The sequence below is a fragment of the Aeromonas sp. 96A genome (assembly GCF_051919165.1).
GTDB lineage: Bacteria > Pseudomonadota > Gammaproteobacteria > Enterobacterales > Aeromonadaceae > Aeromonas > Aeromonas veronii.
In genome coordinates this window covers 1,230,429-1,242,566 of the sequence record NZ_JBQBFE010000001.1, presented here as the reverse complement: position 1 = coordinate 1,242,566, position 12,138 = coordinate 1,230,429, and the positions used below count along the sequence as shown (strand labels likewise).

Annotated in this window: 8 protein-coding genes and 2 tRNA genes; 4 read left to right on the top strand and 6 right to left on the bottom strand. The window is 59.7% G+C overall.

Annotated features, from left to right (window positions below):
- Positions 1–7: 7 nt before the first annotated feature.
- From ACTG2W_RS05625 to ACTG2W_RS05615, 3 genes are all read right to left on the bottom strand, one after another.
- A complete protein-coding gene (locus ACTG2W_RS05625; protein WP_106843184.1) occupies positions 8–682 on the bottom strand; it encodes a DUF1499 domain-containing protein in 675 nt (224 codons plus the stop codon).
- 179 nt (positions 683–861) lie between these two features.
- Positions 862–1,140, bottom strand: a complete 279-nt coding sequence (locus tag ACTG2W_RS05620) for a peptidylprolyl isomerase (protein ID WP_005334269.1) — start codon at positions 1,138–1,140, stop codon at positions 862–864.
- Positions 1,141–1,263: 123 nt separating this feature from the next.
- Positions 1,264–1,638 carry a hypothetical protein gene (locus ACTG2W_RS05615; RefSeq protein WP_043818464.1) on the bottom strand — a complete coding sequence of 125 codons (375 nt, stop codon included), beginning with the start codon at positions 1,636–1,638 and terminating at the stop codon, positions 1,264–1,266.
- A 514-nt stretch (positions 1,639–2,152) separates the two neighbouring features.
- Here ACTG2W_RS05615 and tamA point away from each other — a divergent pair.
- A complete protein-coding gene (tamA, locus tag ACTG2W_RS05610) occupies positions 2,153–3,928 on the top strand; it encodes an autotransporter assembly complex protein TamA (RefSeq protein WP_440016096.1) in 1,776 nt (591 codons plus the stop codon).
- Between the two features lie 61 nt (positions 3,929–3,989).
- Positions 3,990–7,790, top strand: coding sequence for an autotransporter assembly complex protein TamB (tamB, locus tag ACTG2W_RS05605; protein WP_440016095.1), 3,801 nt, complete (start codon positions 3,990–3,992; stop codon positions 7,788–7,790).
- A gap of 175 nt (positions 7,791–7,965) precedes the next feature.
- Here tamB and ACTG2W_RS05600 read toward each other — a convergent pair.
- Both ACTG2W_RS05600 and ACTG2W_RS05595 read right to left on the bottom strand, forming a co-directional pair.
- Positions 7,966–8,050: transfer RNA gene (locus ACTG2W_RS05600), tRNA-Tyr, on the bottom strand.
- Positions 8,051–8,084: 34 nt separating this feature from the next.
- A tRNA-Tyr gene (locus ACTG2W_RS05595) sits at positions 8,085–8,169 on the bottom strand.
- 124 nt (positions 8,170–8,293) lie between these two features.
- Between ACTG2W_RS05595 and ACTG2W_RS05590 the strand changes: the two genes are divergently transcribed.
- The gene (locus ACTG2W_RS05590; RefSeq protein ID WP_106843240.1) at positions 8,294–8,803 is read left to right on the top strand and encodes a VC2046/SO_2500 family protein; all 510 of its coding nucleotides are present in this window, start codon (positions 8,294–8,296) and stop codon (positions 8,801–8,803) included.
- Between the two features lie 111 nt (positions 8,804–8,914).
- Here ACTG2W_RS05590 and hpf read toward each other — a convergent pair whose 3' ends face one another.
- Positions 8,915–9,253 (bottom strand): ribosome hibernation-promoting factor, HPF/YfiA family, encoded by a 339-nt coding sequence (gene hpf, locus ACTG2W_RS05585; RefSeq protein WP_005334257.1) that lies wholly within the window; start codon positions 9,251–9,253, stop codon positions 8,915–8,917.
- Between the two features lie 368 nt (positions 9,254–9,621).
- Here hpf and ACTG2W_RS05580 point away from each other — a divergent pair, with 368 nt between their 5' ends.
- Positions 9,622–12,126, top strand: coding sequence for a putative bifunctional diguanylate cyclase/phosphodiesterase (locus tag ACTG2W_RS05580; RefSeq protein WP_106843180.1), 2,505 nt, complete (start codon positions 9,622–9,624; stop codon positions 12,124–12,126).
- Positions 12,127–12,138: the final 12 nt, after the last annotated feature.

The window sequence follows — 12,138 nt, the reverse complement described above, 5'->3', positions numbered from 1 at the left end:
TTCACACTTACGGTTTCAAATTGGGTTTGTAGGCCTGACCGAGGCGCTCGTTCAGGCGGGTCAGGAAATCCTCGATCCGCGCCCGGTTGGTGCCCAGATCGCTTTGCCCCTGACGGGAGGCTGATCGCATATCGATGCGGGTCTCTTTGGGGCCAGCAAAGACCCGCAGCGCCACATCATCCTGAAAGCCGAACCAGCCGGTGGTGACCACTGCATCCAGACCATCCTGGCTCGGTCGTACCTGCCAGCCCAGCTCCTGCATCAGTTCGCTGGCTTCAATCACTACCTCGGCAGGAGAGGCCCTGGTAAAGAGAGGACCGGGTTTTGCCTCAACTGCTTTCAGCGGTGCGCTATTTATTGGCAGATCCTGCGCCGTTCTGAGCTCTGCCGCCCAGCGTAGCTGGGGGGGATTGTAGGGATCTGTGCTCACATCGTTGATCAGCGGCATGCGCAGCGCCTGTGCCACAAATGTCAGCGGCAGCAGTAGCGGCAAGGCGCCAAGGCCGCTGGCGTAGCGGTTGCGGCTCCAGGGCAGACGCACCAGCAAGATCAGGGAGACAAGGGCTCCGATGAGACAGATCGCAAAACCTATCCACCAGGGCCAGAGATGAAGGCGGCTGCCGAGGGCGCCAGCGAGCGGGAGTAACCAGGCCAGCAGGGGCCACAAGCAAGAGCGGGGCATAGCACGGGATCCATCGTCGAATGTGGACAATGCCGAGAAGGATAAACTTAATTGCCTGATAACGTTAGTAAATTGATGAGAGTTTGGCGTGGTTTTGGTCAGTTTTGCGAGGGAGATGCAGAGGTCGGTGAAGCCCGCCTGACGGGAGCTTCACCGAGAAAATGGTCAGTTGCGATGACTTAGTTGCGATAGAGCACTTTGATCAGATGGAAGCCGAACTTGGTGCGCACCGGTCCCAGCACCTTGAGCAGTTCGCCCTTGAAGACGGCATCGTCAAAGGGCTTGACCATATCCCCCTTGTTGAACTCCCCCAGATCGCCGCTGCGTTTTGCAGAAGCGCAGGTGGAGAAGCGCTTGGCCATCTGGCCGAAGTCGGCTCCCTTCTCAATCTTCTCCTTGATCTCCAGACACTGTTTTTCGGTCTTGACCAGAATGTGCTGGGCACAGGCTTTTTTCATCGGGGCGCTCCTGGGAGTGATGGCGAAGGTTGTTAACGCCAAGGGTGGTAGCAAATCGGGGCGCAAGAGTACCCCAATTTGCCACCGGCGTCAGCCATCACAGCCCGCCCTTTATCGGCCGTATTATTGGCGAGCGCGGGTGGCCAGCACGGCGCGGGGACGCGCTTGCCAGATGATCTCCAGCCCGAGCAGGGCGTAGAGGCTCCAGATGGCCAGCGGATTGAGCCACTCTCCCCCCAGTTGCAGGGTCATCAGGGCGCAACCTGCCAGCAGCAAGGTGATGCCCGGCAGCCGCCAGTGGACGGGCAGGGGGGCCAGCAGCGCCATCGCCAGCAGAATGCCGAGGCCAAACGGCAGGTTCAGGGCGGTAAAGGCCAGTGCCTGTTGGCCACTCATGCCGGTCAGCAGGGCCAGCAGGGCGCTGCAACAGGCGAGGAAGGTGATGAACTCGAGACGATCGGCAATATAGTCAGCCATTTGTTCGCTACGTGCATGCATGATGTGTCTCCTTCAGTTGATGGTTCAAGTGTGAGGGAGGGACGTTCGCAAAGGCAGCGGGATAATTCGATTGCGCTGAACGAGCAATTCTTAATCACCCGCTACGGCGGGCTTTAGGGTGTGCCGGGCTGGTTAAACGGTGAGGGTGGGGCTATGCCGACAAACTCTGTCGTGGTGGGTTTCTGGTTGCAAAGAGAGGAGGAGAGGTGACAAATGGTGCCTGATGGTGGGGTGAGCCTTATTCAGGGCAGGTCAATTCGCTTCCATCGGGAAAGCGGGCGGCGTCATTGTCACCAAAATGTGTGATTTGTGGTCAACCTCTTAAAAGATATGGCGAATTTGCCAATGGCGCCGCGCTGTCGCTGGCCGATGCCTATGTTAGGATAAGGTTCGCCATTTTTCTGGCGCGCATTTTTGTGTCACGGCCATGCACGGCATGGCGTGCTGCGCCGCATTCGGGGTTGGCCCGAAAGGGCGCTGGTTTCCTTCACCACAGATTCAGGAATATTGACCTTTGACAGGATGCATTTCATCCCTGCTGGCAGGGCGTTCACTGTCCGGCCCTGCGTTTCGCCGCGGCCTGCGGGTACTGGGGGTGGGCCTGTTGCTGTCGCTGCTGGCTTCGCCCGCGTTTGCCGCCAAGCTCACCTATCAGGTCAAGGGGTTGAAAGGGGAGAACAAGGATAACGTTGAAGCCTACCTCAATGCCCTGCCAGTCTATCAGGAGCGGCAATACCGTCCGGCCCGCGCCAAAATCACCGAGAGCGTGAAAAAGGCGCTGCAGGTATATGGCTACTACCAGCCGAAAATCACCCTGAGCCGCGACAAGAAAACCCCGTCCAAAGTGGTGATTGAGGTGGACAAGGGGGAGCCGGTCATCGTCTCCCGCCTCGATATTCTGTTGGAGGGGGATGCGGGCAGCGACGAGCTCTACAGCGCCCTGCTGGACAAGTTGTCCCTCAAAGAGGGCGAGCCCCTTAATCACGCCAAATATGAATCCATCAAGGCGGATCTCGGCAGCCTCGGGCTGGCCCGCGGTTACTTTGATGCCAAGCTGAGCAAGAGTCAGGTCAAGGTGTTCCCGGACAAGGGGACGGCAGAGATCTTTATTCTGTTCGAATCGGGCCATCGCTACCGTTTTGGCGAGATCCGCTATGATGCCACCCCCGAAGCGCTTCACCTGATCCGCCCGCTTATCAACATCAAGAGCGGCGACCCCTATCTCGCCATCCGTCTGGCCGAAATGTCGCAGGATGTCTCCTCCACCAAGCTGTTCCGTCAGGTCGATATCAAGCCGGTATTGAGCGAGGCGAGCAACTATCGGGTACCCATCGCGGTGACGCTGGATAACCGGGTCGATCACGAAATCGAGACCGGTATCGGTTACGCCACCGACGTGGGGCCGCGGATGAGTGCCACCTGGGAGAAGCCCTGGGTCAACCGCTACGGCCACCGCCTGTTTGCCACCGCCAAGGTGTCGGCGCCGGAGGCCGAGCTCAGCTTCGACTACCAGATCCCGGTGGGTAACCCGTTGCGGGACTACTACTCCATCCAGACCGGCTACCAGTACAAGGACAACAACGATACCCGCTCCGATCTCACTACCATCGGTGTGCACCGCTGGACGCGACGGCCGGAGAGCTGGGATCGGGACGTCTTTATCCGGCTGGAGAACGAGATCTATACCCAGGGCGCCGACGAGGGGAACAGCTTGCTGCTGATCCCCGGGGTCTCCTGGTCCCGACTGCGGGTGCGCGGCACTCTGGTGCCCGACTGGGGGGATCGCCAGCAGTTGACGCTGGAGTTCTCCGACCCCAGATGGGGTTCCGACATCAGCTTTATGCGGGTATGGGGGCGCAGCAAGTGGCTGCGAACTCTTGGCGATAACCACAGATTCCTGATGCGGGCAGAGCAGGGGGCCATCATAGGTGACAGCTTCTCGCTGGTGCCGCCGTCCTTGCGCTTCTTTACCGGTGGCGATCAGACGGTGCGCGGCTTTGGTTATGAGAGCATCTCCCCCACCGGGCCGGATGGCAAGCTGACCGGTGGTCGCTACACCAGCGTGGCCAGTCTGGAATACAACTACCGCTTCAGCGAGAAGTGGCTGGGGGCCATGTTTGTGGATGGCGGCACCTCCACCACCGATTACAGCGAGCCCTGGAAAATAGGTACCGGCGTCGGTGTGCGCTGGGTCACCCCCATCGGTCAGGTCAGGCTGGATCTGGCGGTCGGGGTATCGGAGGAGGACAAGCCCTTGCGGCTGCATTTCGCATTGGGGCCTGAATTATGATGTTGTCTAAACGCTTTTTTCTTTGGCCGCTGCGGCTGTATCTTGCGCGGGGGTCTGCATTGTGATCTGGCTAAAACGTATTTTTCTCTGGCTGATGGGGCTGGTGTTCCTGCTGCTCATCGGCGTCAGCCTGCTGGGCTTTACCCATCAGGGCAACAAGTGGTTGTGGCAACAGGCCAAGGGAGCGCTGCCTTCTCTTAAGGGGGAGCTGGTGGCGGGTCAGCTTGGCTATGGCTGGACCCTGGAAGGGGCCGGCTGGCAGGATGAGCTGGTGGATGTCACGGTGGATCGCGCCGTGCTCGACTGGGATCTCGGCAAGTTGCTGCAGGGCAAACTCTGGATCAAATCGCTTGAAGTGACTCATCCGGTGGTGAAGGTGGCCGACTCGGAGCCTGCCCCGGAAGAGCCGTCGGAGCCTTTTGTCTGGCATCCGCTCCCCCTCAAAATTCAGGTCGACAGCCTTAAGGTGGCCGATCTCGATCTGGCGGTGCCCGGTGTTGCCGTGACGCTGGGGTCCCTCGATATCGGCGCCACCCTCAATCGCAAGGGGCTGATTGTGCGCGGCCCGGTGCTCGATAACCTGAAGGTGACGCTGGATGATGCGGCACCCGCCAGCGCAGCCAAATCTGCCAAGCAGCCGGCCGCTAACGAGAAGCAAGCCGGTGCTGCGGTGGCGCGCAACGACAAGGCCAGCGCCAAGACCGTCAAACAGGGCAAAGGGACGCCAGCTGCGAACACGGCAAAGGCTGCCCCCATTCTCCTGCCCGCCATTCATCTTCCTTTCCCCATCCAGCTGGAAGGGGTCAGCGCGACCCGGGTGCAATATAAGCAGGGCGAGCTGATTGAAGGGCTCGACAAGCTTCTGCTGTCGGCCACCGCCGTCGATGATCGCATCGAGGTGCGCGAGCTCTCGCTGCGCCACGCCATAGCCGATCTGGCGCTCAAGGGCCACATTCAGCTAAGTGATGACTACCCGCTGGCGGTGACGCTGGATGCCAAGGCCCGCAAGGGGCTGCTGGATGGCGAGCTGCAGGGTGAGCAGGCCACGCTGGCGCTGAACGGTTCGGTCGGCAAGCTGGGGCTGGTGTTGTCGGCCAAGGGGCCGGTCGCCGCCAATCTCAAGGGCTCGCTGGCCGCCCTCGACCCGGATCTGCCTTTTGATTTGGCCCTCGACTGGAAGAGCCTCGGCTGGCCGTTGCACAAGCCTGCCAAAGATGAGCCGAGCTATCGGCTGGACAAGGGGGGCCTGACTGCCAAGGGCAAGCTCTCCGGCTACCAGTTTGCCCTCAATACCTCCGGCAAGGGAACCGATGTCCCCCCCTTCAAGCTTGCGCTGGACGGCAAGGGGGATCTGGAGCGGCTCAGCAAGATCGCTTTGCAGCTCAACGCCCTCAAGGGGGAGCTGAAGCTCGATGGCAAGCTCGCCTGGAACAAGGGGATCGAGTGGCAGGGGACCACACTGTTCAAGGGGATCAATCCGGCCGAGCTGCTGCCCGAGCTGAAAGGGACGCTGGCCGGTGAGCTGGAGAGCCGTTTCGTGATGAACGAAGCGGGTCACTGGGAGCTGAAACTGCCCAAGCTCAAGGTGGATGGCAAGCTCAACCAGTACCCGCTGGCCCTCAAGGGGGAGCTTAGCGGCAACGACAAGATGGAGTGGCAGATCCCGGCGATCTCGTTGCAAAGTGGCCCCAACCAGTTGCAGGCCAAGGGCAGCATCAGCACTGCCCAATGGAAGCTTGATGCCAACCTGCAGGCTCCCCAGCTGGGGGGTATCTATCCCGGCCTGAAAGGGGATATCAAGGGACAGGTGAAGGTCAGTGGCAATCAGCAGACGCCAAAAATCGATGCGGATCTGGCCTCCGACCGGCTCTACTATGCCGGCACCGACCTGAAGGGTATTAGCCTCAAGGGCAATGCGGTGATCGGCGCCAAACCGGCCGGTGAGCTCGCGTTGTTGGTGGCGCAGCTGAAACAGGGCGAAACCAAGCTCAGCCAGCTGGCCCTGAACCTCAGCGGCGATATCAGTCAGCATCTGTTGACCCTGACCATGAAGGGTGACCCTGTTGCGGCCAACCTCAAGCTCGGTGGCGGCGTGCGGGGGGATCACTGGCGCGGAGCGCTCTCCGAGTTGCAGCTGAAAACCCCGCTGCGCCGTTGGGACTTGAGCTCCCCCTGGGCACTGGATTTCGATCTGCCGCGTCAGCGGCTAGCGATGGGAGATCTCTGCCTCGGCTCCCAGGGGGCCAGCCTCTGCGTCAAGGGGAGTCAGGTCTCCGCTGCGCAGGGTACCCTGGAGTTTGCCCTGAGCGAGTTTGATCTCAAACGGCTGCGCCCCTGGTTGCCGGACAACTTCCGCTGGCAGGCGATGCTCTCGGCCGATGGCCGCGCCAGCTGGCGTGGCAATCAGCCGACCCTGCATGCGGTGGTGCGCACCACGCCGGGCACTTTTGTGGCAGATGGTCTCAAAACCGACTATCAACAGCTGGCTCTGGCCTTGGATTTCGAGCGGCAGCAGGCGGCCATTCGCCTCGATTTTGCCTCCAAGCAGATCGGCAATATCGATACCGACCTGCTGATCAGGGAGCCTGCCGGTCGCGGTCTGCTCGGTGGTCAGCTCAAGTTTGACGATCTCAAGCTCAATACCTTCGCGCCGCTCATCCCTGAGGTGCGCTCCCTGCAAGGGATCATCTCCGCCGATGCCCGCTTCGACGGCACGCTGGCGGCGCCCCTGCTGTTTGGCCAGCTCAACCTGCGTGACGGTGAAGTGCAGACCCACTCCGACATGGTGACCCTGACCAAGCTGGTGACCCGCCTCAAGATCGAGGGCAACCGTGCCGAGCTCGATGGCTCCATGCTGGTGGGCAAGGGGCCGCTGGCGTTGGGCGGCTGGCTCAGCTGGGCCAAGATGCCGGTCAACGGCAGCCTCACCATTCAGGGTAAGGATCTGGAGGCGCAATATCCGGGCATGGGCCGGGTCAGAGTCTCGCCCGATATCGCGGTGTCGCTGGGGGAGGAGACCCGCATTACCGGTCAGGTGGATATTCCCTGGGCACGTATTCTGGTCAAGAGCTTGCCGGATTCGGCGGTGGCGGTCTCAGACGATGTGACCGTGGTCTATGACGATCTGCCCCCGGCTCCCAAGCAGGCCAGCCTGCCGCTGGCGATGAAGGTGGCGATCCGCCTTGGCAACGATGTGAAGCTTGATGCCATGGGGCTGAAGACCGATGTCTCTGGCGGTCTCAATATCCGTCAGGATCCCGAGAAACCGCTGGCAGGCAACGGCCAGCTGGTGCTGACCAATGGCCGCTTCAAGGCCTATGGTCAGAACCTCATCATCAAGGAGGGGCGGATCCTCTTCTCCGGTCCGCTGGATCGGCCGTTCCTCAACATCGAGGCCAACCGGGATCCCGATACCATCGAGGGTCAGGTGACGGTCGGGGTGCGGGTGACTGGCCCTGCCAGCAAGCCGGAGATAACTGTCTACTCCGAGCCGCAGATGGCGCAGTCAGAGCAGCTCTCCTATCTGCTGCGCGGCAAAGGGCTGCAAACCAACGGAGAAGATGGCGGTTTCAACGGTCTGCTGGTGGCCGGTGCGGTCAATCAGGCCAATGGCGTGGTGTCGAGCATCGGCGAGTCGCTGGGGATGAGCGATGTCTCCCTCGATACCGCGGGCAGTGGTGACAACACCCAGGTGACGCTGTCTGCATATCTGCTGCCGGGCTTGCAGTTCCAGTACGGGGTCGGGGTCTTCAGCCCCATCGCCGAATTCAAGCTGCGCTACGAGGTATTGCCACGACTCTATCTGCAGGCGATGAGCGGGGTGGCTCAGGCGGTCGATATCTTCTATCGCTTTACTCTGTAACGCATCATCCCGTAACAGGGCTGATATGAACGTAAACGGGAGGCGCAGGCCTCCCGTTTTTTATTGCACGATCGGCTGCAGGCAAACAGCGATAAGGGGCTGGAGGGTAGAGGAATAACGGATTGGGCAGACCAGAAATGCGAAAACCCGGCGCTAGGCCGGGTTTTCTGAATGATGGTGGAGGGAGAAGGATTCGAACCTTCGAAGGCAGAGCCGTCAGATTTACAGTCTGATCCCTTTGGCCGCTCGGGAACCCCTCCACGGGGTATTGCTTTCAAATTGTCGCACTTGAAATGGTGGAGGGAGAAGGATTCGAACCTTCGAAGGCAGAGCCGTCAGATTTACAGTCTGATCCCTTTGGCCGCTCGGGAACCCCTCCACAAGTGCGAGGCGCATACTAACAGATCTTCCGGTTTTGTGAACCCCCAAGCAGGATTTTTCCATTAAAAGAATTGGATTTGTGGCCGATAACCAGTGAAATCGCCATTTTCGAGAGTTATCTCATGCTGCCCAGTTCAATCCGTAATCACCTGCTCGTCGATGAGGGCCAGTTGGGGCAGCGCCTCAACCGTGACCTGCAGCATGGCGATCGCGCTGATTTTCGGTTGCATCTGGCCCTGCTGACCGATGCGGTGGAGGAGCAGCCCTGGTTTGATGCCAAACCGGCGGCCACTTCCCAGAGCCGTGACTGGCGTCTGCACTTTGACCTGAGACCGGCAGAGGTGCTGGTGGCTGAAGGGGCGGGGAGTGACTGCAGTGCCATCAATGAGCGGCTGCAGCAGGGGGGAAGTATGGTGGATGTGCGGCTCTGGCTGGCGCTGCAAACACCGCCGCTGGCGGTCAAGCAATCCTTGCTGGATGAGGCAGTCTACGACAACCTGTCGCCGCTGGCGCGGGAGCGGTTGCAAGGAAAGCTGGCCGATATGCCACGACAGGAGGATCCGCTGGTATTGCTGCCGATCCTCGATCGTTTGCAAGAGGGGGTGGATACCCGGTTGCACTGGCTCAGCTGATGGCGCCTGTTCACTGACGTAACGCTGTGCTTGTCGGCAAATCACAGGCAACATAAAGGCGGGTAACCCCGCCTTTATGCTCTTTGGAATTTTTAGCCTTGCGGCATGCTATCAAGCGTCAGCTTCATCCGGTTGCGGCTGCTCTTTGAGGGCGGCATTGGCACGACGGGCAATCGGCTTTTCGGTATGACGGTTGAGTTGGCGCTCCAGTTTTTGCCCCAGTTCGTTGATGGCGGCGTAGAGATCCTCATGCTCTGCCTGGGCAAACAGTTTGCCGTTGGGGATGCCAGCACTGGCTTCGACAGTGAACATCAGACGCTCTTTGGAAACAATCACATGGGGTGTGATGAGAGGCACCTGAAGACGTTCGAGCTTTTCAAAACGGGATTCGATGCGCTCGCGGATAGCCGGGGTGATGTCGATGATTTTGCTGGTAATTTCGATTTTCATATTGGCCCCCTTCGGGTCGTCTTGCTTGTGTCTTCACCTTCAGATTACTCATTGGCAAAGATTGAAATGTGATCAATGTCACATAACCTTCCCTTGGCTATTCAGCAACTTATAAATTGTGATCTTTTCCGGTTTCGTGCCAAAAACAGCTTGAGCTCCATGAAACTGGCAGGCAGTATGACGGGAATAGGATCGTTTCTGTCCCTTCTTGGCAGCACTTCGTGTCGACCTCATGTCCGGTTTCCACTGCTTGATATCGCATGTTTGTACTCTTCCCTCGCAACCTCTGATCTGATGAGCGGATGCAGGGGGCGTTGTTATGCCTGATTGGACATCAAACGTGGTTGGTTGTTGTGTTGGAGTGGTAAATGAAGCAGCAGGCCACGCAAGTCATGTGGTTTTTCGATCGGCAACATGATCAGTGGAGTCTCTCTGATCAGGGGGCCTACCAGCAGTGGCAAGGGGAGGGCAATCATCCCTGGGCCGCTCGCCTGTTACCGGAAGATGAGGCAGGCTTTGCCGACTTTCTCGTCCGGCTTCATGAATCACATCTGCCTGAACAGTTTATCGGTCATCTGAAAGATGATCAGGGGCAGCTCAACCATGTGCTCTGGAGCGGCCAGTTTGTGCCCACCCAGCAGATCTGCTGTGGCTGGCTGGCCCCTCTTGATACCGCCAACAGTGCGGTCTCCTCCCTCAATCTCTCTTTGCCGTTGCTGCAAACCACCCTGCTCACCCAGTTGGCGCAGGCGCTCTCTGCCCGCACCGGGCTCGATTTCTTCAATACCCTGGTCAGCCAGTTGGCCCATATCCTCAAGGTGGATGCGGTCTGGGTGGGTGAGTTGTGCGGTGCCGACCGGGTCAAAGTGCTGGCCGCCGACGGGCTGGCGCAGAAGGATTATCCGCTGGCGGGATCCCCCTGTCAGGAGCTCTACAAGCAAGGGGCCATCTGTTTCGAGGTGATCGACCAGTCGCAGGAGTATCAACCCTGGCTGGCGGCCGGGCAGACTTATTATGGTCAGCCGCTGTTTGATGCCAGAGGCCAACTTCTGGGCCATCTGGCGCTGCTCTATTCGGCTCCGGCAGATACCAGCAACCTCACCTCGGTACTCAATACCTTTTCGGTACGGATGGTGGCCGAGCTGGAGCGCCTGCAATCAGATGCCCAGATGCGCCTCTCTGCCGTTGCATTCGAGACCCACGAAGGGATCATCATCACGGATCCGGGGTTCAAGATCCTGCGGGTCAACAACGCCTTCAGCCAGATCACCGGCTTTGACAGCCAGTCGGTGCTGGGCCTGCATCTGGAAGAGGATCTCTGGCCAAATCTGGGTGGGCTCGGTTACGAGCTCAATACCCTCAGCCGCTGGCAGGGGGAGACCCAGCGTCGCCATGTCGATGGTCACTCCTATCCCCAGTGGGAGATAGTGACGCCGGTGCAGGACGAGAAGGGGGTGATCAGCCACTTTGTCATCTGCTTCGAGGATATCTCCGAGCGCAAGGCGGCCGAGCGACGCATTCAGGATCTCGCCTATTACGACGAGCTGACCGGATTGCCCAATCGCCGTCAGCTCCACGAGACTCTGGTGCAGACCTTCAACGAGGCGACCCGCGACGGTCTGATTGGCGCCCTGCTCTTTATCGATCTCGATCACTTCAAGACCATCAACGACTCCCTCGGCCACGCTACCGGTGACTGGCTGCTCAAGGAGGTCGCCGCCCGTCTCAAACGGTTGGTGCGACAGGGGGATTGTCTGGCCCGCCTCGGTGGTGACGAGTTTGTGCTGCTGCTGCCATCGCTCTCGGCCAGCCCGCCCCAGGCGGAGATGCAGGCCGATATCATTGCCGAGCGGCTCATCACCGAGATTGCCGCTCCTTATACCTATGTGGGGCAGGTGCTGCACATCGGCGCCAGCGTTGGCATTACCCTGTTTCCGGATCGGGAGCAGGGGGTCGATGATCTGCTCAAGCAGGCGGATACCGCCATGTATCAGGCCAAGTCCGCTGGCCGCAAGACCCGTCGCTTCTTCGATGCCTCGATGCAGCAGCAGGCGGATCGCCGTTTGCTCATTCACAACGAATTGCGCAACGCCCTCAGCCAGCAAGAGCTGACCCTCTACTATCAGCCCCAGCATATGGTCGATGGCGGCGATATCATTGGTGTCGAGGCGCTGATCCGCTGGCAGCCAGCCGGTCGCTCGCTGGTCTCGCCGGCCGAATTTATCCCCATCGCCGAGGAGACGGACCTGATTGTCGATATCGGCAACTGGGTGCTGCACGAGGCGTGCGCCCAGTATGTGCTGTGGGAGGAAAACGGCATCCACATTCCGCAGATCTCGGTCAACGTCAGTGCCAAGCAGTTCCATGCCACCGATTTTGTCGAGCGGATCCACGATGTGTTGGCGCAAACCGGCATGGATCCGGCCTGCCTCAATCTGGAGATCACCGAGTCCGTGGTGCTGGGTCATGCCGAGGACACCATCAGCAAGATGACCGAGCTCAAGGAGCTCGGCATCAGCTTTGCCATCGACGATTTTGGCGCCGGTTACTCCTCCCTGAGCTACCTCAAGCGGCTGCCTGCCGATGAGCTCAAGATCGACCGCTCCTTCATTCAGGACATCCCGAAAGATGGCGACAACATGGCCATCGTCGAGGCGGTGATCGCCATGGCTCGACATATGGGGTTCAACGTCACGGCGGAAGGGGTGGAATCCCGCCAGCAACTGGAGTTTCTCAAGGCGCAGGGGTGCAGTTTCTATCAGGGCTATCTCGCCTCCAAGCCGCTGCCGGTGCCCTATCTGGAGAAATATGTACAGCGGCTGACCAGACCGGAGCAACTGCGTGAAATGCAGCTGAGCGAGGCAGAAAAATAGTCCTTGCTCCCC

What these genes read in the sequence shown, in the direction of transcription:
- ACTG2W_RS05625 (WP_106843184.1), bottom strand. Translation starts at nt 682, where the DNA reads ATGCCCCGCTCTTGCTTGTGGCCCCTGCTGGCCTGGTTACTCCCGCTC.
- ACTG2W_RS05620 (WP_005334269.1), bottom strand. Translation starts at nt 1,140, where the DNA reads ATGAAAAAAGCCTGTGCCCAGCACATTCTGGTCAAGACCGAAAAACAG.
- ACTG2W_RS05615 (WP_043818464.1), bottom strand. Translation starts at nt 1,638, where the DNA reads ATGCATGCACGTAGCGAACAAATGGCTGACTATATTGCCGATCGTCTC.
- ACTG2W_RS05590 (WP_106843240.1), top strand. Translation starts at nt 8,294, where the DNA reads ATGCTGCCCAGTTCAATCCGTAATCACCTGCTCGTCGATGAGGGCCAG.
- hpf (WP_005334257.1), bottom strand. Translation starts at nt 9,253, where the DNA reads ATGAAAATCGAAATTACCAGCAAAATCATCGACATCACCCCGGCTATC.
- ACTG2W_RS05580 (WP_106843180.1), top strand. Translation starts at nt 9,622, where the DNA reads ATGAAGCAGCAGGCCACGCAAGTCATGTGGTTTTTCGATCGGCAACAT.